At 57.9% G+C, this 24,793-nt stretch carries 22 protein-coding genes, 1 tRNA gene and 1 pseudogene; 12 read left to right on the top strand and 12 right to left on the bottom strand.

What is annotated here, in order from left to right; genetic code table 11:
- Window positions 1-18 precede the first annotated feature (18 nt).
- The 4 genes from GV827_RS05005 to GV827_RS04990 all read right to left on the bottom strand — a co-directional run bounded on the left by GV827_RS05005 (window position 19) and on the right by GV827_RS04990 (window position 5,135).
- Window positions 19-807, bottom strand: coding sequence for a trypsin-like serine peptidase (locus tag GV827_RS05005; RefSeq protein WP_164352591.1), 789 nt, complete (start codon window positions 805-807; stop codon window positions 19-21).
- A gap of 96 nt (window positions 808-903) precedes the next feature.
- Window positions 904-2,295 carry a glycolate oxidase subunit GlcF gene (gene glcF, locus GV827_RS05000; protein WP_164352590.1) on the bottom strand — a complete coding sequence of 464 codons (1,392 nt, stop codon included), beginning with the start codon at window positions 2,293-2,295 and terminating at the stop codon, window positions 904-906.
- A 197-nt stretch (window positions 2,296-2,492) separates the two neighbouring features.
- Window positions 2,493-3,611, bottom strand: coding sequence for an FAD-binding protein (locus GV827_RS04995; RefSeq protein ID WP_164352589.1), 1,119 nt, complete (start codon window positions 3,609-3,611; stop codon window positions 2,493-2,495).
- A gap of 75 nt (window positions 3,612-3,686) precedes the next feature.
- Window positions 3,687-5,135, bottom strand: coding sequence for an FAD-linked oxidase C-terminal domain-containing protein (locus GV827_RS04990; protein ID WP_164352588.1), 1,449 nt, complete (start codon window positions 5,133-5,135; stop codon window positions 3,687-3,689).
- Window positions 5,136-5,225: 90 nt separating this feature from the next.
- On the opposite strand from GV827_RS04990, the gene GV827_RS04985 reads away from it, so the two are divergent.
- Together GV827_RS04985 and GV827_RS04980 are read left to right on the top strand one after the other, a co-directional pair.
- The gene (locus GV827_RS04985; protein ID WP_164352587.1) at window positions 5,226-5,918 is read left to right on the top strand and encodes a DUF599 domain-containing protein; all 693 of its coding nucleotides are present in this window, start codon (window positions 5,226-5,228) and stop codon (window positions 5,916-5,918) included.
- Window positions 5,919-5,977: 59 nt separating this feature from the next.
- Window positions 5,978-6,331, top strand: coding sequence for a hypothetical protein (locus tag GV827_RS04980; protein WP_164352586.1), 354 nt, complete (start codon window positions 5,978-5,980; stop codon window positions 6,329-6,331).
- Between the two features lie 2 nt (window positions 6,332-6,333).
- On the opposite strand, the gene GV827_RS04975 is transcribed toward GV827_RS04980, so the two are convergent.
- The 6 genes from GV827_RS04975 to GV827_RS04950 form a co-directional block, all read right to left on the bottom strand.
- Complete coding sequence (locus GV827_RS04975; RefSeq protein WP_204325714.1) at window positions 6,334-7,137, bottom strand: lysophospholipid acyltransferase family protein; 804 nt, start codon at window positions 7,135-7,137, stop codon at window positions 6,334-6,336.
- A gap of 203 nt (window positions 7,138-7,340) precedes the next feature.
- Window positions 7,341-7,811, bottom strand: coding sequence for a 23S rRNA (pseudouridine(1915)-N(3))-methyltransferase RlmH (rlmH, locus tag GV827_RS04970; RefSeq protein ID WP_164352584.1), 471 nt, complete (start codon window positions 7,809-7,811; stop codon window positions 7,341-7,343).
- Window positions 7,812-7,831: 20 nt separating this feature from the next.
- Complete coding sequence (rsfS, locus tag GV827_RS04965; protein ID WP_164352714.1) at window positions 7,832-8,200, bottom strand: ribosome silencing factor; 369 nt, start codon at window positions 8,198-8,200, stop codon at window positions 7,832-7,834.
- Between the two features lie 156 nt (window positions 8,201-8,356).
- Entirely contained in the window at window positions 8,357-9,028 is a 672-nt protein-coding gene (locus GV827_RS04960; RefSeq protein WP_164352583.1) for an FAD-binding oxidoreductase, read from the bottom strand.
- Window positions 9,029-9,046: 18 nt separating this feature from the next.
- The gene (locus GV827_RS04955) at window positions 9,047-9,811 is read right to left on the bottom strand and encodes a hypothetical protein (protein WP_164352582.1); all 765 of its coding nucleotides are present in this window, start codon (window positions 9,809-9,811) and stop codon (window positions 9,047-9,049) included.
- 56 nt (window positions 9,812-9,867) lie between these two features.
- Window positions 9,868-11,214, bottom strand: a complete 1,347-nt coding sequence (locus GV827_RS04950) for a mechanosensitive ion channel family protein (protein WP_164352581.1) — start codon at window positions 11,212-11,214, stop codon at window positions 9,868-9,870.
- A 252-nt stretch (window positions 11,215-11,466) separates the two neighbouring features.
- On the opposite strand from GV827_RS04950, the gene leuC reads away from it, so the two are divergent.
- From leuC to glpK, 7 genes are all read left to right on the top strand, one after another.
- Window positions 11,467-12,870, top strand: coding sequence for a 3-isopropylmalate dehydratase large subunit (gene leuC / locus GV827_RS04945; protein WP_164352580.1), 1,404 nt, complete (start codon window positions 11,467-11,469; stop codon window positions 12,868-12,870).
- A 66-nt stretch (window positions 12,871-12,936) separates the two neighbouring features.
- Entirely contained in the window at window positions 12,937-13,542 is a 606-nt protein-coding gene (gene leuD / locus GV827_RS04940) for a 3-isopropylmalate dehydratase small subunit (protein ID WP_164352579.1), read from the top strand.
- A gap of 319 nt (window positions 13,543-13,861) precedes the next feature.
- The gene (locus tag GV827_RS04935; RefSeq protein WP_235930237.1) at window positions 13,862-14,698 is read left to right on the top strand and encodes a hypothetical protein; all 837 of its coding nucleotides are present in this window, start codon (window positions 13,862-13,864) and stop codon (window positions 14,696-14,698) included.
- Window positions 14,695-15,684: an endonuclease/exonuclease/phosphatase family protein gene (locus GV827_RS04930; protein WP_328823114.1), complete on the top strand. Its 990-nt coding sequence runs from the start codon at window positions 14,695-14,697 to the stop codon at window positions 15,682-15,684. The genes GV827_RS04935 and GV827_RS04930 overlap by 4 nt, the downstream gene beginning before the upstream one ends.
- 66 nt (window positions 15,685-15,750) lie before the next feature.
- Window positions 15,751-16,857, top strand: a complete 1,107-nt coding sequence (gene leuB / locus GV827_RS04925; protein ID WP_164352577.1) for a 3-isopropylmalate dehydrogenase — start codon at window positions 15,751-15,753, stop codon at window positions 16,855-16,857.
- 129 nt (window positions 16,858-16,986) lie between these two features.
- Window positions 16,987-18,558, top strand: coding sequence for a glycerol-3-phosphate dehydrogenase (gene glpD / locus GV827_RS04920; RefSeq protein ID WP_328823108.1), 1,572 nt, complete (start codon window positions 16,987-16,989; stop codon window positions 18,556-18,558).
- 52 nt (window positions 18,559-18,610) lie between these two features.
- Window positions 18,611-20,098, top strand: coding sequence for a glycerol kinase GlpK (glpK, locus tag GV827_RS04915; protein WP_164352575.1), 1,488 nt, complete (start codon window positions 18,611-18,613; stop codon window positions 20,096-20,098).
- A 221-nt stretch (window positions 20,099-20,319) separates the two neighbouring features.
- Here glpK and GV827_RS24075 read toward each other — a convergent pair.
- Window positions 20,320-20,466, bottom strand: a pseudogene (locus GV827_RS24075) (phage integrase central domain-containing protein); the annotation flags it as partial.
- 586 nt (window positions 20,467-21,052) lie between these two features.
- Window positions 21,053-21,138: transfer RNA gene (locus GV827_RS04910), tRNA-Leu, on the bottom strand.
- 171 nt (window positions 21,139-21,309) lie between these two features.
- Here GV827_RS04910 and GV827_RS04905 point away from each other — a divergent pair.
- The 3 genes from GV827_RS04905 to GV827_RS04895 all read left to right on the top strand — a co-directional run bounded on the left by GV827_RS04905 (window position 21,310) and on the right by GV827_RS04895 (window position 24,694).
- Entirely contained in the window at window positions 21,310-22,296 is a 987-nt protein-coding gene (locus GV827_RS04905) for a complex I NDUFA9 subunit family protein (protein ID WP_164352574.1), read from the top strand.
- Window positions 22,296-23,102, top strand: a complete 807-nt coding sequence (locus tag GV827_RS04900) for an undecaprenyl-diphosphate phosphatase (RefSeq protein WP_164352573.1) — start codon at window positions 22,296-22,298, stop codon at window positions 23,100-23,102. The genes GV827_RS04905 and GV827_RS04900 overlap by 1 nt, the downstream gene beginning before the upstream one ends.
- A 158-nt stretch (window positions 23,103-23,260) precedes the next feature.
- Window positions 23,261-24,694 carry an NAD(P)-dependent oxidoreductase gene (locus GV827_RS04895; protein WP_164352572.1) on the top strand — a complete coding sequence of 478 codons (1,434 nt, stop codon included), beginning with the start codon at window positions 23,261-23,263 and terminating at the stop codon, window positions 24,692-24,694.
- Window positions 24,695-24,793 lie beyond the last annotated feature (99 nt).

Here is a 24,793-nt window from a genome sequence, read left to right as displayed (position 1 = left end):
ATATGAGAACGCGACCAATCACGGTTTGACAAATTTCGCTCCGGTACCGCTGTTCGCCTGACCAACGAAAACCCGTTTGCGGCGGGGGCCTTCACTCTCGAAGACCCCTTTTCCTGCTACCAACTCGGCTTGGAGAACAGCCAGCGTGGCACCCAAAGATGTACCCAAGGATACCCCCTGGCCATCAACCTCCGCCTTCGCCGACACCACCGAAACAATCTGGGCGACGCCGTCCGCAAAGATAAAGATCGGCGCACCGCTTGACCCAAAATCAACTGAACAAGAGGTCACGAGTACCCCTTCCTGCTGGGCAATGACCTTGCAGACTTCCTGCAATGAGGGTGCTTCTGACCGGTCCTTGGCATAGCTAACAACACCCACCGAATCGCCCGGACGCGGACGCGCTGCTGTGGAGAAGGGTTCGATCGTCGTGTTTCGAATGGGTTGCTGCAATTCCAACAACGCCAGGTCATTGCGCACACGGTCTGACGATACATCGCCATCATAGATGAAATCCGGATGTACAACCGCCCGACGAATATCGCGATATGCGCCTGCGCGACCGTTCCGCCAGCCAGCCAAAAACTGGACATTCCCGTGGTCGATACGTTGCTTGGTATCCCGGTCATACAGACAATGCGCCGCCGTCAGAACCAACCTAGGTGCAATCAGCGCGCCGGTGCAAAAACCGGTTCCACCAATATCAAGCCTGCCAACAGCCTCCCAGGCATCAGCATCTACACCTGATGTCAGTCGTTTGAGCCGCGCATCCTGCGCCAACCCGGCCGATCCGATCACCAGAATCATTAAAGAGAGGGCCATCCAGCGCCGCACAATTACATCCCGCAGTAAGTTACCCCGCAGGAACTACCGAAGACTTGCGGCAAAATTAGGGCAAATGTGTCATCTTAGGATCGGAATGTCCGATTTCGGCAAATTGTCGCCGCAGAGCGCTGGTGGCGTTGGTCCACCTGACGCCCAGTCCAAAAGCTCTACTGTATGCACAATCGGTACGGACGCACCCGACCCGATTTGCATCATGCACCCGATGTTGCCGGCCGCGATCACATCGGGGTTCTTGGCCTCCAGCGTGCGCACCTTCCGCTCTTTCAATTGCTTGGATATTTCTGGCTGCATCAGGTTATATGTGCCAGCCGATCCGCAGCACAGATGCGGGTCCGAAGGCTCCACCACCGTGAACCCTGCCTTTTTCAGCAAGTCTTTCGGGTACGTTTTGATCTGCTGGCCATGCTGCAATGAACAGGCCGCATGGTACGCAACGACCAATCCTTCGGGTACCGGCTCGTGCCGAATGTGGCGGTCTGTCCCGGCAATCATATCCTTGGCCGGACGAGGTGCCTCCTCTGCTGGCGCCTTATCTGCCAGCGCGATGAGGACTTCGGACACATCTTTCGCAATCGCAGAAACACGTTCCGCATCCGTTGCCAGACTTTCGTTGCGGAACATATGGCCATAGTCTTTTACCGTTGTGCCGCAACCGGATGTGTTGATCACGATGGCGTCCAGCCCGTCACCATCCATTTCCTTAACCCAAGCCCTGATGTTCTTGGCCGCTGTCGCATGGCTTTCCGCGGTCTTGCCCATGTGATGCGTGAGCGCCCCACAGCACCCCGCGCCCTCAGCGACCACAACCTCGCACCCCATCCGCGTCAGCAGGCGAATGGTCGCATCATTGATATCGGTATTCAGCGCCTTCTGGGCACAGCCGGTCATCAGCGCGACGCGCATGGTGCGCGGGCCTTCCGGCGCAAAGCTTTGGGGATCGTCGTTCCGGCTCACCGGCGGGATCGTCTTGGGTGCCATCTCCAACATCGCCCGCAGCCGCGCATCAGGCATCAGGCGGGCGAACGGCCGTCCGATCTTGGCCCCCAGCAACGCCACGCGAAACCGCATCGGATAGGGCAAAATGCGCGCCAGAATCCAACGCAGCGCCCTGTCCGTGAAGGGCCGCTTGTACCTTTGGTCAATGTACTCGCGCGCGTGATCGACAAGATGCATGTAGTGTACGCCCGAGGGGCAAGTCGTCATACACGCCAGACAGCTTAGACAGCGGTCAATATGCTTGACCGTCTTCTCATCCGGATCGCGGTCATTCTCCAGCATATCCTTGATCAGGTAGATCCGCCCTCGCGGGCTGTCCAGTTCATCCCCCAAAACCTGGTAGGTGGGGCATGTCGCAGTACAAAACCCGCAATGCACGCAGGACCGCAGAATCTCGTTGCTGCGCTGAATCGCCGGGTCGGTTAGCTGCTCTTGGGTAAATGTCGTCTGCATGAAATCTCCGAAAATCCTGAAGTTGGCAGGCTGCGTGCAGCCCTATCCCCGAACCAAGTTTGCCGATGCCAAACCAAACCACTGCACCGTCATTCGCGTCATGCGACGTTGGCAGCCCACCCTTGGCTTGATGGGTGCCGGCCGCCAAAAAGCGAATGGCCCAGCGGCCAAAAGTACCGCACAAAGAGAGGCAAATATCATTCTGCCGCTTCCATCAGCCTTGGATTGAAAATCCCTTTCGGGTCAAATTGCGCGCGCAATCCGGCTGTGAGTTTGGCCAAACCCGCTGCTTCGGGATGAAACACACCCAAGCGCCGACGTGTTTCTGCAGACCCCCGGATCAAGGTTGCATGACCGTCAAATGCCCCCAGCCGTGCGCGCAGATCTGTTCCATCGTCCATCCGAAGCCAAATCAGACCGCCAGCCCAGTCATAGAGATGGGCCAGCGCCCCTGCTTTCTCAGCCAGGGCTGGCCCGTCTGATGGTTTGCAGGACACGCGCCAGATATCCCCGTCTGCCCCGTGAAACGCCGCAACATCTCGCTGTGCATCCCAGAACGCGACGGAGCCTGGAGCATCAAGCACTGACATCTCTGACACCACTCCTGCCAACACCGCTTTGAGCGCGGCGATACGGTAGGCCACGCTTGCCTCAAACCCTTCGATCCGAAGGACGGTTTGACCAACGGCCGGATCATGCGCCGCACCGCTCACTTCAAAGGGACTGCCCATCGCCCGGCTCATCGCCGTGACGGCCGCCGCATCATCCAACCCATGCAGTACAAGACTGGCCTGTGTTTCGGGGCGTGGCAAAACCTTGAACGAAACCTCGCTCAACACACCCAATGTGCCGAAAGAGCCCGCCATCAGCTTGACCAGATCATAGCCAGTGACGTTCTTCATCACCCGGCCACCGTTCTTGACGATTGCCCCTTGCCCATCCACAAATCGTACGCCCAGCAGAAAATCCCGCGCCGCCCCAACAGAAATGCGCCGTGGCCCACTTACATTCGCGGCAAATATGCCGCCGATCGTTGGTTCACCCTTGCTTCCGATGATGCCGCGATGATCCACCGGCTCAAATGCCAACCGCTGGTTTTCCTTGGCCAGCGCCTTCTCGATCTCTGCCACCTGCGTGCCCGCTTGCGCCACCATGGTCAGCGCGCCCGGCTCATAAAGCGTGATGCCTTTCATAGCGGCGACTGACAGGATCTCGCCTTCGCCGGCCATGCCACGGGTTCCCCCACCGCGCACCGACAAAGGCGCCTTCGCATCCGCGACAAAGGCCGCAAGGTCTTGCTCAGTCTTAATTGTCATCTTCTTGGCCCTAAATCCTTTGGGGGTCCGGGGGCAAAGCCCCCGATCATCGCAGCGGGAAATCCTGTTGCGGTCTTATTCTGCCGCCATTGCCACAGAACGTCGCGCATCCGAGGCATCCAACGGGAACACCTTGGCTGGGTTCAGCAACCATTGCGGATCAAACACATCTTTCACCGCCATCTGCGCCTCCAGATCATCCGCCGCATATTGCACATGCATCAGATCACGCTTCTCGATCCCCACGCCATGCTCCCCGGTCAGACAGCCGCCCGCTTCAACGCACAGCTTCAGAATTTCCGCCCCGAACTCTTCACACAGCTCCAAGTCGCCGGGCTTGTTTGCATCGAACAGGATCAGCGGATGCATGTTCCCGTCGCCTGCGTGGAACACATTCCCGACTTTCAGGCCAAACTCCTCTGACATCTCACCGATCCGCCGCAGCACCATCGGCAGCGAAGACACCGGAATTGTCCCATCAAGACACATGTAATCATTGATCTGACCCATCGCGCCAAAGGCGGACTTGCGTCCCAACCAGATCTTCGCAGATTCCTCGGCGGACTTGCTTTCGCGCAACTCCACCGGATTATGCCTGCGCGCAATCTCCATGATCAGCCCCAGCTGATGGTCAATCTCGGCATCCGACCCTTCGACCTCAACGATCAGCAACGCCTCGCACATTGGATAACCTGCCTTGGCAAAGGCCTCCGTCGCTTCGATACAAGGGCGATCCATGAACTCGATCGCAACGGGCAGAACACCCGCCTTGATGATGTCGGATACGCAGGCACCCGCCACTTCGTTGTCGTCAAATCCCATCAGAACGGGCCGCGCGCCTTCGGGTTTGGGCAGAATGCGCAACGTTGCCTCCGTCACCACACCCAGCTGCCCTTCGGAGCCGCAGATCAGCCCCAGCAGGTCCAGCCCGCCCGCATCCAGATGGCCGCCACCAATCTCCACGATTTCGCCATCCATCATCACCATGGTGACGCCCATCAGGTTGTTGGTCGTCACACCATACTTCAGACAGTGCGCCCCACCCGAATTCATCGCGATGTTACCAGCAATAGCGCAGGCCAATTGCGAAGACGGGTCCGGCGCGTAGAAAAAGCCGTCCGCCTCGACCGCGCCGGTCACTGACAGATTGGTCCGCCCTGTCTGCACCCGGATGAGCCGGTTGTCGTAATCCGTTTCAATCACGTCATTCATGCGGGCAACGCCAAGTATCACGCAATCAGCCGTCGGCAATGCGCCACCGGCCAGTGATGTTCCCGATCCACGCGGGACCACCGGGACACCTTCCTGATGACAAATCCGCAGCACATCCGCGACTTCCTTGGTCGAGGACGGCAAGACAGCGACCATTGGCGGACACTTATAGGCCGTCAGCGCGTCGCACTCATAAGCGCGTGTTTCACGCTCGTGATGAATGACCGCATCCACCGGAAGCACGTCCAATAGCCGCGACACAACACGCTCTTTGCGGGCAATGATGGCTTTATTCGGTGTTGGCATTTCCATGGCGCGCCTCCTCTGGCAACCAATTTGGTAAACTTATATTACCAATTTTCCCCACTGGCAACAATCTTTGCCGACACGTAAAAGAATAGCATGAACTTCTCCTTCAGCCTTGATCTGTTTTCACCCCTCGATGTCGTCGCACTGGCGGTCCTTTTTACTGTCTGGCTCTTGATCGGCTGGCGGATTGAAACCGAGAGGTTCGCCAAACCTTCCGTATCCCGCATCATGGCTGGCTATCGTCGCGAATGGATGCAGCAGATGATCACGCGCGATCCACGCATCTTTGACGCACAGACCATCGCCACCCTGCGGCAGGGTACATCGTTTTTCGCGTCAACCAGCATGATCGCCCTTGGTGGAACACTTGCGCTCATTGGCAATGCCGACAACCTTGTCGATGTGGCCGAAGACCTCACTCTGGTCAGCCATCCCCCCATTGTGTGGGAGATCAAACTGCTGGTGATTGTGTTCTTTCTGACCAACGCGTTCCTGAAATTTGTCTGGTCCAACCGCCTATTCGGCTATTGTTCGGTCATTATGGCAGCTGTCCCCAACGACCCGACCGACCCCAAAGCCCCTTCGATGGCACGCAAGGCCGGCGAAGTGAATGTGACCGCAGCCCGCAGTTTCAACCGTGGTTTACGCGCTGTCTATTTCGCGCTGGCCACCGTTGCATGGTTGGGCGGGCCGCTCTTGCTGATAGCTGGTGCGCTTTTGACAGTGATCGTGATCTGGCGGCGGGAATTCGCTTCACAATCGCGTTCCATCCTCTTGGAAAAATAGTACAGTATTTTATATACCCCAAAGTATTAATGGCGTTAAACCCTTTGAAGGTGAGCCCAATGTTCAAACGAATTTTCTTAGCAACTGCGGTAATTTCCGCCCCGGCATTTGCCGACCCCCCTGTCATCAACGCCGTCAACGTGGAAAAGTCGGGCGGTGCATGGCGTTTTGACGTCACTCTGTCTCATGACGACACCGGCTGGGACCACTATGCAGACGGATGGCGTATTATCGATAGCGCCGGGAATGAGCTTGGGCATCGCAAGCTGGCCCATCCGCATGTGAACGAACAGCCGTTCACGCGATCATTGTCCAGCGTGCAGATACCCGACGATATCAGCGAAGTCGGCATTCAGGCTCGTGATAACATCACCGGCTGGGGTGGTGAGATCAAAATGGTAAAGCTCAAGTAAGACTAACTCGGCTGTGGCGCTTTGCCCTCAGACGCACCTTTGTCGAACACTGCCATCATTTCACGCCGCAGGCGATCGACATCCTCGTCCGCGGATACCTCTGGGTTGCAAATGAATGGCGGCAGAACTTCAATCCGAACCATACCGCTGTAGGGAAAGAACTTGCCTTTTGGCAGCAGGCGGTCGGAATTGAGGATAACGATGGGCCGGATCGTTCGGCCCGTCTCCCGCGCCACCAAAACCGCCCCTGCCTTGAACGCGCCAAGGCTCTCTGTCTTAGTGCGCGTCCCTTCGGGAAACAGAACCACAGACCGGCGCTTTGGCATCTCTCTAACCGCTTCGCTGAGCGTATCCATCGCGACCTTGCCACTGCGGCGGTCGATTTCCACCAGCCCCGCGCCTTTGAAACCGGTGCTGAGCAATTTGGCGTCACACAGTTCCTTCTTTGCCGCGAAGGTGAACCATTTCTGATCCGGCACCGCATCCATCAACGTGAACCCATCCAGATGGCTGCGGTGATTGATGACGATAACACTGCCCGTATCATCGCTCAGCTCTTGCTTGGCGGCCTCTGACATATCGACACGGATGCTCAACAACCACAAAAGCCGCGAACAGGCCCTTTTGACCAGTCGCCAGTACCAACCCCGAAAGCCCGGACGGCGCGCGCACAACAGCGGTACAAAGGCCACGAAGAGGAAATAGATCGGACCGAACAACAACAATACGCTGCGTTTAACCAATCGGATCGGAAGCGGGTCAAGCGCATGGCTCCCCTGAGCGCTGATGCGCGGACCGTTTAACATGGAAGCCTTACATTTACTGCTGCCCCTATCGAGAGGCATTGAGCCATGAAAAACAGTCGCGGGAACGGTCTCAATTCAGCTTCATGACATGCGCCAAACTGGTCGACTGGGATAGGTGCCCCACGCGATTCGGCTTCTATCTATGCTTTGAAGGTTAACATCAACGAAAAACGATGACGCAGGGGAAAGACGGTAAATAGTCCTCAGGTTCGGTGATAGGGACCACCCGCAAGAATAGACGCCGCACGGTATAATTGTTCGGCCAGCATCACCCGCACCAGCATATGCGGCCAGACCATCTTGCCAAAGGAAAGCGCGTGATCGGCACGGCCGCGCAAAGACTTGTCGATCCCGTCCGCCCCACCGATGACAAAGGCGATATCGCTGCGCCCCATCTCGCGCCAGCCCCCCAAGCGTGATGCGAAATCTGGTGAGGTTTCAACCTTCCCCCGTTCATCCAGAACGCACAAAAGCGCCCCCGATGGGAGCGCTTTCTCCAGCAAAGCGGCCTCTGCCGCCATGCCGCCACCCTTCTTGTCTTCGACCTCGATTACTTGAACGGGGCCAAGGCCCAGCGCCCGCCCTGTCCGGTCAAACCGGGTCAGATAATCGTCGATAAGGTCTTTTTCGGGGCTGGCCCGCAATCGGCCAACCGCACAGATATGTACGCGCATAAAGCGTCGTCAGAGCCGGGTCAGTTCGTGGATTGAGAGGTTTCGCCCCCGTCCATCCACATCTTCTCCAACTGATAGAACTCGCGCACCTCAGGCCGGAAGACGTGAACGATCACGTCGCCCGTGTCGATCAGGACCCAATCGCCGATGTCTTTGCCTTCGATCTTTGGCGTCCGGCCAAATTCATCCTTGATGTTCTGCGCCAGCTTTTCCGAGATCGAAGACACCTGCCGCGTCGACCGACCAGAGCAAATGACCATATAGTCACCAATCTCGGTCTTGCCGCGCAGATCAATCTGCACGATGTCTTCGGCTTTGTCGTCTGTCAGGGATTTCAGGATACTTGCCAGTAGTGCGTCACTTGTGGCTGTGTCCGAAGCAGCCGCTATCAGCGCTGTCTCAGGTTTCGCAGTTTCACGTGCGTCAGTTTGGATTGCCAGGACAATGTCCTCCTATGCAGCGCGCCGCCTTGCCCCGGCGCCGGGATGACCTCAGAATAACCATCCCGGTATGACATTTCAATGACAAGGCGGCGCGTGCGGCTATTACCAGCCGTCTTCTGTGATAATGTTGTCTTTTTGTGCACCAAGCTCTTTCAGCGCATCCCGGACATCATCGACGAACCCACCGGGACCGCACAGATAGAACTTCTGATCAAAGTTGCTCACATGCTTTTGCAGAAATGATTTGTCGACCTTGCCTGTTTCGAGCGTGTCACTTTCTTCGTCCGTGACGGTAAAGACGGTTTTCAGACCTTGGGTCGCCTCCCACTCGCCACGCATAATGATGTCATGCTCAGTCTTGTTCGAGAAGATCAGCGTGCAACCTTTGATATCGCCTTCACGGGCACGAGTTCGCAGAATCGGAATAAAGGGCGTGATGCCTGCCCCAGCAGCCAGAAACACGCCCGGCCCTTCGTCCTTAATGGCACCAAATGGCCCATCCAGCTTGGCCGTTGCCCCGGCTTTGAGCTCTGCCAACTGCTCGGTCACGCCGTCATGATCCGGATAGCTTTTGATGACGAACTCAAGATCATTGTCATCAGGTTGCGAGGTAAACGTGAACGGACGGCCTTCGTCGCGCCAACCTTCTGCGTCGATTGCAAGCTCAGCCGCCTGTCCAGGGGTGAATTCCAGGCCTTCCGGTCGGCTGAAGATATATCGGTTGGTATCATGCGTCAGCGGTTTGACGTCCTTGAGTACGATTGAATCGGTCATGATGTCTCCTTTGGCGGTCTAACGCCGTCGCAAAGGCACCGGTTCCCCTTGGTCTGCTTTGTCCGCTTGCGACAAGAGCGCACGCCATCCGGCATCAATCCGGTCCAGCGCGCTGATGTCCACGGCATCCGCGCTGTTCTGATACCGCCCGTCGGGCGTATCGTAGCCAAGCGCATCCTCCACTGCCCGCAAAGCCTGATATCGCTCATGGTCTAGGAAAGGGATCCTATTCCAGTTCAGGACATTCTCTGGCGCAGCCCTTGTAAACAGCAATGAGGAATCGTCCTGCGACAGGTTCAGGCAAGCGCACCCTTGTTCTGCGGCAATCAGCGCCAGCCGTGCGGATTTTGCCCCCAAATCCCGCAGCGAAATATCCTCTCTCAACGGATCGGGCGCGCCGGTGCCGTAGAAATGCGTGTTTCCGGTTTTGGGATAGACCATGTCGCACCCCATGAATGCCATCACTCGTGGCTTAAGCGCGGCCAGCGCCCAATAGGCCGTGGTATAGGCCATGGTCGCACCCGCATGGACGAAACCGCCATACAGGTTCTGCGCCGGTACAAACTCATCCGCCTCGACAATTCTCTGGGTTTCATTCAATTCCGGCGGTCTTTTTTTAGGCGGAAAATCCTCTGGATATACCAGTACATCCCAATCGGGCCGTACACGCCACGCGTTGTTCATCACGATGATCTGATCAAACCATTCGCGCGGCCACTCTTCGGCCGCCCGGACATTCGGACCGCTGCCAAGAATCAATAGTGCCGGTCCCTCATTAGTCACATCATGCGCCCCCAACTTGTTGGGCGTGACCTAGACCGACACCCTGCCGAGGCAAGTCACTCTGCCTGCGCGCCTTTGTTTGACACTGACAGCTTGCTGTCCTCCAACATGAGAACCTCGCGCTGTGGGAACGGAATGGAAATATTATGCTCCTGAAACGCATCCCACAGGGCAAGGTACACATGCCCCCGAATATTGGTCAGTCCACCGGTTGGGTCCTTGATCCAGAACCGCAGAATATAATCCACGCTGCTGTCGCCAAAGCCCACGATATGACACACCGGCGGCTTGAAACTCAGCACGCGGTCCACGCCAGACGCGGCCTCGATTGCCAGTTTGCGTACCTGATGCGGGTCATCGCTGTAGGCAGTGCCAAAATAGATATCAAGCCGGACGAAATCGTTGGAATGCGACCAATTCACCACCTGCCCGGTGATCAGGTCCTCGTTCGGGATCAGGTATTCCTTACCGTCCCGCGTCACCACAGAGGCATAGCGCGCGCCCAGCGTCTGTATCCAGCCAAAGGTATCCCCAAGGCTGATCACGTCGCCCGGCTTGATCGACTTGTCCAAAAGGATGATCACCCCCGACACAAGGTTGGACACCACCTTTTGCAAACCGAAACCAAGGCCAACACCGATGGCACCCGACAGCACCGCAAGCCCCGTCAAATCGATACCGACCGCCTTGACCCCCATGAAGAAGGCAAAGCCATACAGCGCCAGTTGCACGCCCTTGACCGCAAGCACCTGCATCGAGGGACTGATCTCGTCGTTGCGGCGGATCGTACTGGCCGTGGCCTGACTTGCCAGCCGTGCCAAGGTCATCAGCACGCCGATCACCACCAGCGCTGTGATCAGCGTCAACAGCGACAGGCGGAAATCGCCCACCGCCAAGGCGATGCGATCAAGGAAAGCCGCTACATCGTCTGACACATTCAGCAAATAAAGCGTGGCATAGATCCAAAGCGCCCATGTCACGATGCGCCTAAGCGGACGATTGCGCACCAGCCGTGTAGCAAATGCGATACCAACCCAGACCGCCGCCAACGTCGCCGCCAAACCGATCAGATAGGACCGCGACGGCCAGGTGATGTTCTGCATCACGGAATAAACGCCCCAGGCCAGCGCCGCGAACCAGATCAGGCCCAGCTGCCGCTTGATCTGGACGATCATGCGCAGTTGCCATTTCTCCCAACCATCGCGGGACCGCACCCACCGCTGCAACAGGTTTCCGGTGCTTCCGTGCAAAAGCCAAGCCACAATGGCCAACACGATCAGGATCAAGACCTGGTTCTGTCGCCAGCCGGGAGTGATAACGCCTGAAATAAAGGAAAGAGCAGAGACCCAGAAACCCTCAAGGGTGACCAGAAAATCGGCAAAAGGGTCCGTGGCTTCGTCCATCGCGGCTCCTGTTTTTTAGAATCGTCGCATGATTGAATTGGACCCGCAACCCTCTGACCCTTGCGGGACAGGTCTTTGACGGCTATCTCATCCCCCATGAAAAAGGTTTTCGACTCAAGTGACCGCGCGCGTCTGCGCGAACGCTTTTTTGGCGCCACGCACACCGTGCTGGCACGCCTATAATCTGCCTGCCGCACAACCTGCGGCCTCTGATGCTTTTCTCTAGACCATTCAACATACGGGAGAGGACCCATGTCCCCCAAAACGCTCTATGATAAAATCTGGGATGCCCATGTCGCGCACGAGGCCGACGATGGCACCTGCCTTCTCTATATCGACCGCCATCTGGTGCACGAAGTCACCTCGCCACAGGCCTTTGAAGGTTTGCGCATGACAAACCGCACCGTGCGTGCGCCGGACAAGACGATTGCGGTGCCGGACCATAACGTGCCCACCACGCTGGACCGCGCCAATGCCGCGACCATGACCGAAGACAGCCGCATTCAGGTCGAAGCACTCGACAAGAACGCCAAGGATTTCGGCATCCACTACTACCCTGTGTCAGACGTTCGTCAGGGCATCGTGCACATCGTCGGCCCCGAACAGGGCTGGACCCTGCCGGGCATGACCGTCGTCTGTGGCGACTCACATACCGCCACACACGGCGCCTTCGGCGCGCTGGCCCACGGCATCGGCACGTCCGAGGTTGAACACGTTCTGGCCACACAAACGCTGATCCAGAAGAAATCCAAGAACATGAAGGTCGAGATCACGGGCAAGCTGCGTCCCGGTGTCACAGCCAAGGACATCACACTCAGCGTCATCGGGACCACCGGCACAGCGGGCGGCACCGGCTATGTCATCGAATACTGCGGCGAAGCGATCCGCGATCTGTCGATGGAAGGCCGCATGACCGTCTGCAACATGGCGATCGAAGGCGGCGCGCGCGCCGGCCTGATCGCGCCGGATGAAAAAACGTTCGAATACTGCATGGGCCGCCCCCACGCGCCGAAAGGTGCACAATGGGAAGCCGCGCTTGCATGGTGGAAGACACTCTATTCAGACGATGACGCGCATTGGGACAAAGTGCTGACGATCAAGGGCGAAGACATTGCACCGGTCGTCACATGGGGCACCTCGCCCGAAGATGTGCTGCCGATCACCGCTTCCGTTCCTGCGGCCTCCGACTTTAAGGGCGGCAAGGTCGACGCCGCCCAGCGCTCGCTTGATTACATGGGCCTTACCGCCGGCACCCCGCTGAAGGAAGTCGAGATCGACACCGTATTTATCGGCTCCTGCACCAATGGCCGGATCGAGGATCTGCGCGCCGCTGCAGAAATCCTCAAGGGCAAGAAGATCGCCGTGAAACGCGCCATGGTCGTTCCCGGTTCGGGTCTTGTCCGCGCACAGGCCGAAGAGGAAGGCCTTGCCGACATCTTCAAGGAAGCCGGTTTCGAATGGCGTCTGGCAGGATGCTCCATGTGTCTGGCAATGAACCCAGACCAGTTGCAGCCGGGTGAGCGCTGTGCCGCGACCTCAAACCGCAACTTCGAGGGCCGTCAGGGCCGCGGTGGCCGCACGCACTTGATGTCCCCTGCGATGGCAGCGGCAGCGGCAATCACTGGCAAGCTGACCGACGTCAGAGAGCTGATGTAAGGCGCGCGTCAAACAACCAACCCAGCACCACACCACGTGGTGCCCCGAATTCAGGAGTTCATAATAATGGACAAATTCGAAACACTCACCGGGATCGCGGCACCCATGCCGCTGATCAATATCGACACCGATATGATCATCCCCAAGCAGTTCCTTAAGACCATCAAGCGGTCTGGCCTCGGCGTGAACCTCTTTGACGAGATGCGCTATGACGACGATGGCAAGGAGATCCCCGATTTCGTGCTGAACAAACCGCAGTACCGCGACGCTGAAATTCTTGTCGCAGGCGACAATTTCGGCTGCGGCTCGTCGCGCGAACATGCGCCTTGGGCCATCAAGGATTTTGGTATTCGCTGCGTCATTGCACCGTCCTTCGCGGATATCTTCTTCAACAACTGCTTCAAAAACGGGATCCTGCCCATCGCGCTGCCACAAGAGCAAGTCGATGTGCTGATGAAAGACGCTGAAAAGGGTGCCAACGCCCGTATGACAATCGACCTTGAGGCCCAGACCGTGACCTCATCCGATGGTGAAGTGTTCTCTTTCGACGTTGATCCGTTCAAAAAGCACTGCCTGATGAACGGTCTTGATGACATCGGTCTTACAATGGAAAAGGCTGCCTCCATCGATAGTTACGAGGCAAAGGCCAGCCAGAGCCGCCCTTGGGTTTAAGCACTGGTTAACGAAAGCGCGCCAGCGCAAAGAGAATATCACTTGAAGATTAGTGGGCACCCGCGCGGTGCCCACAAGATGTTGCGATCTGCCTCTTTCCTGCCCAGAAATAGATGCAAGAACGCACCACCCTTTCCCTGAAATCGCCCAAGCTTTTGAGGATCGTTAACCAGTGACTTGAGCACTGAGGCGAAAGAAGGCACAAATTGGGCAAGAATGAGGCAGGCTCCCACTTCCCATGGGGGCAACAAGTTGGAACAAGCTCGCGGCAACGTATCGCGGCTGGCCAGTTTGGAAGGGTAGAAATGTGATTGGACGGATGACAGGCGCCGCCGTGCGTGGTCTGCTGGTGGCCCTATCGATAGCCACGCCGGCACTTTTGCTGCCCGGCATTGCTGCGGACTCCAGCCAGATCACCGTCCTTGTTGCCCTGCTTGCGGGGTTTCTGACCTTTACCGAATACAATTCGAACTTCCCCAGCATCGTGGAATTTCGCGATGCGCCGCCCTTCAATCGGCTCCGCTTTACATCATTGTTCCTTACGGTCCTCAGCCTGAGTGCGATCCTGCGCGGGCTGACGGAACCCTCGACTGTAACCACCGCCCTGACGTCCATCGGGACGATCCTCGGCAACGCTGTTGATTTCCCCTATTCCCCCGTGCGCCTTGTCGTGGTGATGCTTCCTGCTGATACAGACAGTCAAATTGTGTCGATTGTGCGCACGTCGGCTGGTATCGCCTATCTGTCATCACTTGCTGCGATGGTCGCGTTTTTCGTGCTTGTGCGTGTGATGGGTTGGCCTGCGCGGCGCGGTGCTTTCAACGTCTGGGTCAACCTGCCACTTTTCGACCCTACCGCCGGTGGTGACGTCCTTGAACGCCTTCAGCGGGACGCGCGCGTTAACATCACCCTTGGCTTCCTGTTGCCCTTCATCATCCCTGCGGTGGTCAAGGCAGGGTCGGATCTGATAGACCCGATTTCAACTGAGAACCTGCAAACCATCATCTGGACGCTAACCGCATGGGCCTTTCTTCCCGCAAGCATGATCATGCGCGGCATCGCCATGGCACGGGTGGCAGAGATGATCGAAGACAAGCGCCGCCGGACCTATGCAAACGCCGAGGCCGAAGCCGAAGGCAGTATGCAAACGGCCTGATCGCCTTTTGCATCAGTCTTCTGGCCGGGACGATCTGCGCCGCTGAAACCCTCCGGGTCGCAACCTTCAACACAGAACTGTCCCGCAAAGGTCCCGGCCTCCTGCTCCGGGATATCGCGCGCGCAAATGATCCCCAGATCAATGCGGTGATCGCCGAAATCCGCAAGGCCGGTCCGGATGTGATCGCCTTGCAAGGTTTCGACTTTGATCTTGAAAACACCGCACTTGAGGCCTTTGCAGTTGCACTGGAGGCGCAAGGCCAATCTTATCCCTATTTCTTTGCTGCTCCCCCTAACGCCGGATTGCAAACAGACCTGGATCTGGACGGTGACAACCAACTTGGCGGACCCGGAGATGCGCAAGGCTATGGCCGCTTCTTTGGGCAGGGCAGCATGGCGATTATGTCCCGGTATCCCGTTCTGACGGCAGAGGTTGAGGATCATTCACAGCTGCTGTGGCGCAAACTGCCCAATGCCCTTCTGCCGGAAATGGCCGGCAAGCCGTTTCCAAGCGAAGAGGCGCTTGAGGTTCAACGTCTCTCGTCTCATGGCCATTGGATTGTCCCCATCCTGCATCCGGTTTTTGGACGGGTCAGCATCCTGACCTATCATGCGACCCCACCTGTGTTTGACAGAGCCGAAGACCGCAATGGCAAGCGCAATCACGATGAAACAGCCTTTTGGGTACACTATCTGAACGGCAGCTTTGGCGGCCCTCCTGACGGGCAATTCTTGTTAGTAGGGGATGCAAACCTTGACCCACAGGGCGGGGATGGGCGCGGTCAGATCATGGCAACGCTGCTCTCGCACCCCATGCTTCAGGACCCCCTGCCGGATCTTGAAACAGTCATGTGGCAGCAGACCGGTCCGTTGCGGGTGGACTATGTCCTGCCGTCTTCGGACTGGAAGGTCATCGACGCAGGCGTGATGCCGATCAACCCTGCCGCCAGCCGCCATGCGCTGGTTTGGGTGGATGTGACGCGCTAGCCGTTCTTGACCCTTCCCCATCGTCACGCTAGGCCCCTCAAAACATCTGATCTCAAGGAGCGACCCATGTCCAACCCGACCCTTCTTATCCTTCCCGGTGACGGCATTGGCCCCGAGGTAATGGGCCAGGTCACGCGCGTCATCGACTGGTTCGGTGAAAAACGCGGATTGGCGTTCGACGTGGAAGAAGACCTTGTGGGCGGCGCAGCCTATGATGCCCACGGCACACCATTGCATGATGACACGATGGCAAAAGCGCTTGAGGCGGATGCCGTTCTGCTGGGTGCTGTGGGCGGGCCCAAGTACGATGATCTGGACTTCTCGGTAAAGCCAGAGCGCGGCCTGCTGCGCCTGCGCAAGGAGATGGACCTGTTTTCGAACCTGCGTCCGGCGCAGTGCTTTGATGCACTGGCCGATTTCTCATCGCTGAAAAAAGACATCGTCGCGGGCCTCGACATCATGATCGTGCGCGAACTGACCTCCGGCGTCTATTTCGGTGAGCCGCGTGGCATCTTCGAAGAAGGCAACGAACGTGTGGGCATCAATACCCAGCGCTACACCGAAAGCGAGATCGACCGCGTGGCACGCTCCGCCTTCGAACTGGCCCGCCGCCGTAACAACAAGGTCTGTTCAATGGAAAAGGCCAACGTGATGGAAAGCGGTATCCTGTGGCGCGAGGTCGTCCAGAAGGTACACGACGAGGATTACCCGGATGTCGAGCTGAGCCACATGTACGCCGACAACGGCGCCATGCAGCTTGTCCGCGCGCCCAAGCAGTTTGACGTTATTCTCACCGACAACCTGTTCGGCGACATCCTGTCTGACTGCGCCGCAATGCTGACCGGGTCGCTGGGCATGCTGCCGTCTGCGTCGCTGGGTGCACCCAATGCCGAAGGTCGGCCAAAGGCACTCTATGAGCCCGTGCATGGTTCGGCCCCTGACATTACCGGTCAGGGCAAGGCCAATCCGATTGCCTGCATCCTCAGCTTCGCGATGGCCCTGCGCTATTCGTTCGATCAAGGGGATGAGGCGACGCGACTGGAGCAAGCGGTAGAAAAGGTGTTGGCGGATGGCGCACGCACGGCTGATCTGATGGGTCCAGAGGATGGCACACCGATCAGCACCTCCGAAATGGGTGATGCAATTCTGGCGGCACTCGACGCGAGCCTCTGAGCCTTTTCAAACGGCACACAGAAAGGCAGCCTTTGCAGGCTGCCTTTTTTCATTCCATAACCTTATTTGCCAGTCTGCATATGACGGCCTATGTCTCGGACAGATACTTTTTCACAAGGATGCGACGAGGTGGCAGAGGCACCGACGAGACAAGACCCCTATGACCTTTTCATCATCGGGGGTGGCATCAACGGATGCGGCATCGCGCGGGATGCCGCAGGGCGTGGCATGTCCGTCGCTCTGGCCGAAATGAACGATCTTGCCTCGGCAACCTCTTCAGCCTCGACCAAGCTGTTTCACGGTGGTCTGCGGTATCTGGAGTACTTCGAGATTAATCTTGTGCGCCACGCGCTGGAAGAACGCGAAACGCTGCTGAAGGCGATGCCGCATATCTCGTGGCCCATGCGCTTTGTTCTGCCTTACCACAAGGAGATGCGGTTCGAGGGCGGCACCCCGACATCGCGCATTCTGAACATCGTAATGCCATGGACACGCGGCCGCCGACCAGCGTGGCTCATCCGGCTTGGCCTGTTCCTGTATGACAACCTCGGGGGCCGCAAGATCCTGCCCGGGGCCAAAACGATCTCGCTCAACGGCACAGCCGAAGGCGCGCCACTGCAACCACAATACCAAAAAGCGTTCGAATATTCCGACTGCTGGGTCGAGGATTCGCGCCTTGTCGTGCTGAACGCCCGCGATGCCGAAGAGCGCGGCGCCGACATCATGCTGCGCACCAAGGTTGTGTCAGCCGCACGCGAAGGCGATCTGTGGGAAATCGTCACTGAGACGGCCTCAGGCGAAACCCAAACGCACCACGCCAAGATGCTGATCAACGCTGGTGGCCCTTGGGTCGGCAACATCATTCAGAGTAAGGTACGCGTGAATTCGACCGAAGGCGTGCGGCTGGTTCGCGGCAGCCACATCGTGACACCCCGCCTTTATGACCATGATAAATGTTACTTCTTTCAGGGCACCGACGGCCGGATCATATTCGCGATCCCCTACGAGACGGACTTTACCCTGATCGGCACCACCGACGCAGATCACGAAGACCCTGACCAGAAGCCTGTCTGCACTCCTGAAGAGCAGAGCTATTTGCTTAACTTCGCCAATACCTACTTCAAGCGGCAACTCACGGATGCCGATGTTGTCTGGACCTATTCCGGCGTGCGTCCGCTGTATGACGATGGCGCAAGCTCCGCTGCCGCAGCAACACGGGATTACACGCTGAAGGTCGAGGCAGCCGGTGGTGCGCCCATCCTGAATATTTTTGGCGGCAAGATCACGACCTACCGCAAGCTGGCCGAAGACACGATGGACAAGGTCGCGCCTTTCTTTCCCGACATGCCGGGCCACTGGACAGCAGAAGTCCCCCTGCCCGGCGGCGATTTCGGCGTGAGTGAGGTCGATGCCCTGATCGCCAAACTTCAGGCTGACTTTGGCTTTCTTGATCCAAAATGGGCCAAACGCCTGATCCGCGCCTACGGTACGGAAAGCTGGGATGTGTTGGGCGACGCCAAATCAAGGGAAGATCTTGGAATCGACTTTGGCGCAACCCTGACCGAAGCCGAAGTCCGTTGGCTCATGGCACGTGAATATGCCCGCACCGCGGATGACGTCCTTTGGCGGCGCAGCAAGCTGGGCCTGCGCCTGACCCCGGATCAGGCAAAAACGCTGGACGACTGGATGGCAGCGGCCTAACACTTCTGCCCCGCGGCAGTGGCCACTGCGCCTAAGAAAAGAAAGGTCTGACATGAGCCATATCCTTGCCATCGATCAGGGCACCACGTCCTCGCGCGCGCTGGTGTTCGACAGGGACATCAAGGTGACAGCAAACGCGCAGCAGGAGTTTCAGCAGCACTTCCCCAAAAGCGGCTGGGTTGAACATGATCCCGATGACCTCTGGCAGACCACCATCGACACCTGCCGGGACGCAATTGCGCAGGCAGGTCTGACCGCAGGCGATATCGCCGCCATCGGCATCACGAACCAGCGCGAAACCACCGTCGTTTGGGACGCAAAGACAGGCAAAGCCATCCACCGCGCCATCGTCTGGCAAGACCGCCGCACCGCAGACTATTGCCGCAGCTTGCGCGAGGACGGCCATGACAAGATGATCACCGCAAAAACCGGCCTGCTGGCCGATCCGTATTTTTCCGGCACCAAGTTGAAATGGATCCTCGATCACGTCGAGGGCGCGAGGGACCGCGCCGCCAAGGGAGAACTGCTTTTTGGCACGGTCGACAGCTTCCTGATCTGGAAGCTGACAAATGGCGCGGCCCATGTCACCGACGCGACCAACGCTGCACGCACCCTGCTCTATGATATTCACGAGGGCCGCTGGAGCAGCACGATCTGCGATCTTTTCGATATTCCAATGGCGATGCTGCCAGAGGTCAAGGACTGCGCGGCGGACTTTGGCATGACGGCACAGGAACACCTTGGCGCAAGCCTGCCGATCATGGGCGTCGCCGGAGACCAGCAGGCGGCGACTATCGGGCAGGCCTGTTTTGAACCCGGCATGTTGAAATCAACCTATGGCACCGGTTGCTTTGCCCTTCTCAATACCGGCGATACGCCTGTGACCTCCCATAACCGCCTGCTGACGACCATCGCCTATCAGATGGACGGCAAGACCACTTATGCGCTGGAAGGGTCAATCTTTGTCGCCGGGGCCGTCGTACAATGGCTGCGGGACGGGCTGCGCATCATTCAGAACGCCGCCGAAACCGCTGATCTGGCTGAAAAGGCAGACCCGCAGCAGGACGTCATCATCGTTCCCGCCTTCACTGGCCTTGGCGCCCCCTATTGGAACGCGGAGTGTCGTGGTGCTGTCTACGGCCTCACCCGCAGTTCCGGCCCCGCCGAATTTGCACGCGCCGCCCTTGAAAGTGTCGGTTTCCAAACCCGCGACCTGCTGGAGGCCATGCGCGCAGACTGGCAAGGCCATGGCGCAGACGCCACTTTGCGTGTCGATGGCGGGATGAGCGCCAGCGACTGGACCATGCAGTTCCTGTCAGACATCATCGACGCGCCAGTAGACCGCCCCGAAGTATTGGAGACCACCGTCATGGGCGCCGCCTGGCTCGCCGGACAGCGCGTGGGGCTTTACCCGGACATGGCTGGTTTTGCGAAAAGCTGGGCAGTGGACCGGACTTTTACACCCGACATGGACGATAAGACACGCAGTAAGCGGTATGCGGTATGGAAGCGGGCGGTGGAGGCGACCTTGTCGGTGTAGTCGGAGGTGGTCCATGTGGCGTTATACAAGTCGAACCCATCCTGTTTTGCACCTCGGACCTCACCAGGTCGGGTCATCGTCACGATTTGGAACAAGAGCGCGTCTTTGATCACACCTGCACCCGTGTAAGCGTCGAGATCGCGCAGAAATTGCCCGAACACCTTCTTGTCTGTGATGGCGGGGCGGTTGGTCACTTTTTCAGGAAGCAAAGCGCCTTTCACAGCTTGCGTCGGACCGTTCTCCGCCCGCAAGGTGACAATCGCCAATCGAATGACCGCTGAAAGTGTTCCACGAAACTTCTTTGCCGTCTCGCGCCGTCCGCTGTGCTCAACCTTCTTCAGGAGATGCAGAATTTTAGCCGAGGTGATCTCATTGATTCACCGGTGGTGAAGCGCTTCCGCTAGTGTATGCAAATGCCAGAATTTTCTTCCGAACGCTCGCATCTGCCAGCTCTCGGTCATAGGCCTGTTGAATGAACTCTTCGCCAACAAGCAAGAAAGTGTTGCGTGCTTGGGTCTCAGCTTCGATCTGCGCCAGACGTTTCTCGACGGCAGGATCACCACCTTCGCAACCAACTCCCCGGCTTCATCGCGCTTCCTCCGCGCGTGTTGCAGCGTCACAGCCGGGTACGCCCAGTGTGAGAGCAAGCGCTCCTTGCCGAAGTGACGACACTTCTATTGCCATCGTTTTGAACCGTTCGGCTTCACCAACAGGATCAATCCGCCGCCAGCCAGCTTGTATGACTTATCGCGACTCGCTGTATTCTTGATCTTCAGGTCTGTCAGAGCCATTGGGGGTATCAACCTCGCGCTGGGGGTATTGACCCCCGTTTGATACCCCAAATGGTCTGGTTTTCGGGGGTATCGAGTGTTCTTCAATGTTCAGATTGATACACTAAAACGACAAAAAACTCAATGATTTTGAGCTCTTATGATCATCTATGTTCCGGAAAATTGGTGCCCAGGAGAGGACTCGAACCTCCACACCGTTGCCAGTACTAGCACCTGAAGCTAGCGCGTCTACCATTCCGCCACCTGGGCAGGTCACGTGAGGCGGTGATCTAAGCGGGACACGCGCCGCTGTCAATTGCAATTTGGCGGAAAACTCCAGTTCTTTGGGGGCGTACGACGGCCGCGTCGGATTTGTCGCTTGTCCGATGCAGGGCGGAACGGTACACCCGCGTTGTCTTCATGCTTATCGGGAGCCTCACCATGTCCAAGCTTGTTACGATCTACGGCGGATCCGGGTTTGTCGGGCGCTACATTGCACGGCGAATGGCCAAGGCGGGCTGGCGCGTACGTGTGGCGGTGCGGCGTCCGAACGAAGCCCTGTTCGTAAAGCCCTACGGCGCTGTGGGACAGGTTGAACCTATCCTGTGTAACATTCGTGATGATGATTCCGTACGGTCCGCGCTGATGGGTGCGGATGCGGTTGTGAACTGCGTGGGTATCCTGATTGAGAGCGGCAAGAACAAGTTCGACACGGTGCAGGCTGAAGGACCGGCGCGGATCGCGCGGCTTGCGGCTGAGAACGGCGTAAAGCGGATGGTTCAGATTTCTGCCATCGGTGCGGATATGGATGCAGAAAGCGACTATGCCGCCACCAAGGGTGAGGGCGAGGCGGGTGTGCTCAAGTACATGCCTGACGCGGTCATCCTGCGACCCTCGATCGTGTTCGGCCCAGAAGATGATTTCTTTAACCGCTTTGCGGGCATGACCCGGATGAGCCCCGTCCTGCCCGTGGTTGGTGGCGATACGAAGTTTCAGCCTGTCTATGTGGATGACGTGGCCCGCGCGGCTGAGATGGGCGTGACGGGCGCTGCACCCGCCGGGATTTACGAGCTTGGCGGGCCTGAGACGGATACCTTCCGTGGTCTGATGCAGCGGATGTTGCACATCATTCACCGACGCCGGTTGATCCTGAACATGCCGATGTGGATTGCACGGATCATGGCGTTTGGCTTTGACATGCTGCAGGCCGTGACCTTTGGCCTGATCTCCAATGGCATGCTGACCCGCGATCAGGTCAAGAACCTGGCCAAGGACAATGTGGTGTCTGAGGGCGCAAAGGGGTTCGATGATCTGGGCATTCACCCCGTGGCCATGGAATCTGTCCTGCCGGATTATCTGTGGCGCTTCCGCCCGTCTGGCCAGTATGACGCCATCAAGGAATCGGCACAGAACCTGCGCAACGGCTGATGGACGGCTCCACAACCTTGGTTGCTGCCTTTCTGGGCCTCCTGGAAGGTCTGACGGAGTTTATTCCGGTGTCGTCCACCGGGCATTTGTTGCTGGCTGGTCATTTCCTTGGATTCCAAAGCGCCGGCCGCACGTTCGAGGTGGTGATCCAGCTGGGTGCGGTTCTAGCAATTCTTACGATTTATGCCGGACGGTTGCTGGCTGTTTTCCGGGCAGCACCGCATGATCCTGTAGCGCGGCGATTTATTCTGTCTGTACTGGTTGCATTCTTGCCTGCTGTCGTGATCGGCGTGTTGGCGCATGACTTTATCAAGACGGTGCTTTTCGAAACGCCAATGTTGATTGCCGTGATGCTGATCTTGGGCGGTTTCATTCTTTTGGTAGTCGACAGGATCGCGCCTGAGCCGCGCCATGACGATGCGATGCGATTCCCTTTGCCGATGGCGCTCAAGATTGGCTTCATTCAGTGTCTTGCGATGATCCCGGGGGTCTCTCGTTCAGGGGCGACGATTGTTGGCGCACTGATGCTGGGGTCCAGCAAACGGGCTGCAGCTGAGTTCTCGTTCTTTCTGTCGATGCCCACGATGGCCGGTGCGTTCGCCTATGATCTATACAAGAACAGGGACGTCCTGGACGCGACTGCATTGAATGAGATCGCCATAGGCTTTGGAATGGCGTTCATCTCGGCCGTGCTCGTCGTCAAGTGGTTGCTGGGGTATGTCAGCAAACATGGATATGCCCTGTTTGGCTGGTGGCGAATCGTCGTAGGCGGCGTGGCGCTGATTGCTTTGTTGGCTGGATTTTAACACATAGGTCCGATTCGGACTTAAAAATGGTCAGAGTCCCTGCCTCTTTGACCTTTCCGCGGTATCTATTCGCAATATAGGTCATCATTGCTGTCTTTTATTCCGCTTCAGCCTCATATACTCGGTGCATCTGGAAAGTGTGACCGGAGGATGACGCCATGGCAGAGCAGCCGATGCTTAAATTTGTAAATATCGACCGGGACATGCCGGAGAAGCGTCCGCCTGATTTGCGCCGGACGGATTTCAAAGAGATTTACGCCGAGTATGCGGATGCCAAGGCTAAAGAACAGGCAAGCCGCTGCAGCCAATGTGGCGTGCCCTACTGCCAAAGCCATTGTCCGCTGCACAATAACATTCCTGACTGGCTGCGTCTGACCGCAGAGGGCCGCTTGCAAGAAGCGTACGAGATCAGCCAGGCGACGAACACCTTCCCCGAAATCTGCGGCCGGATCTGTCCGCAGGACCGTCTGTGTGAAGGCAACTGCGTGATTGAACAGTCGGGCCATGGGACTGTTACCATCGGATCAGTCGAAAAATACATCACAGACACCGCGTGGGAAGAAGGCTGGGTCCTGCCCATCAAGCCACGCGAGGAACGGACCGAGAGTGTCGGCATCATCGGGGCGGGCCCCGGCGGTCTAGCGGCGGCGGATGTGCTGCGGCGTCAGGGGGTGCAGGTGACAATCTATGACCGCTATGATCGCGCGGGCGGGTTGCTGACCTACGGCATTCCGGGCTTCAAGCTGGAAAAGGATGTGGTCATGCGCCGCAACGAACAGCTTGAGCAAGGTGGCGTGAAGTTCGAATTGAACTGCAACGTTGGTGAAGACATCAGTTTTGCCGATATCCGTGCAAAACATGAGGCTGTGATCATCGCAACGGGGGTTTATAAATCCCGCGAAATTCAGGCTCCCGGCGTTGGCGTGCCCGGGCTGGAGCGCGCGATTGATTTCCTGAAAGCGAGCAATCGCAAGAGCTTTGGCGACACAGTCGAAGAGTTCGACAGCGGGCGACTGAATGCCGAAGGCAAACGGGTTGTTGTCATTGGCGGTGGTGACACCGCGATGGACTGCGTGCGCACCTCAATCCGGCAGGGCGCGGAAAGCGTGAAATGTTTGTACCGCCGTGACCGGGCGAACATGCCCGGGAGCCAGCGCGAAGTGGCCAACGCCGAAGAAGAAGGCGTGCAGTTTGAATGGCTGACCGCGCCCAAAGGTTTCGTCGGCGATCCCGTCACCGGTGTGATGGTGCAAAAGATGCGCCTTGGCGCGCCCGATGCGACAGGCCGTCAGGCACCGGAGGTGATTGAAGGTGCCGACTATGTCGAGGACGCCGATCTGGTCATCATGGCGCTGGGCTTTGAGCCTGAGGACCTGCCCACCCTTTGGGGTGAAGCTGATCTGCCCGTGAACCGCTGGGGCACGATCAAGGCGGATTATGTCACCGGGGCAACCGAGCTCGACGGGGTGTACGCCGTGGGCGACATCGTGCGCGGCGCGTCCTTGGTGGTTTGGGCGATCAAGGATGGACGCGACTGCGCCGAAGCGATTTTGGAGCGGTTCGACAGCGAAAGCATGATGGCGGCGGAGTGAAATCCTGAACGAAGCGTAAATTGTCACACAAGGTACACCGCACGTACACAGAGCGTGCATACCTGTGTCAAAGGCGATCTTCGATCTTGGTCAGCAATG

This window comes from Sulfitobacter sediminilitoris (genome assembly GCF_010667575.1).
Lineage (GTDB): Bacteria > Pseudomonadota > Alphaproteobacteria > Rhodobacterales > Rhodobacteraceae > Sulfitobacter > Sulfitobacter sediminilitoris.
The sequence above is the reverse complement of the archived record's forward strand: the minus strand, read 5'-3'. Positions and strand labels throughout refer to the sequence as shown.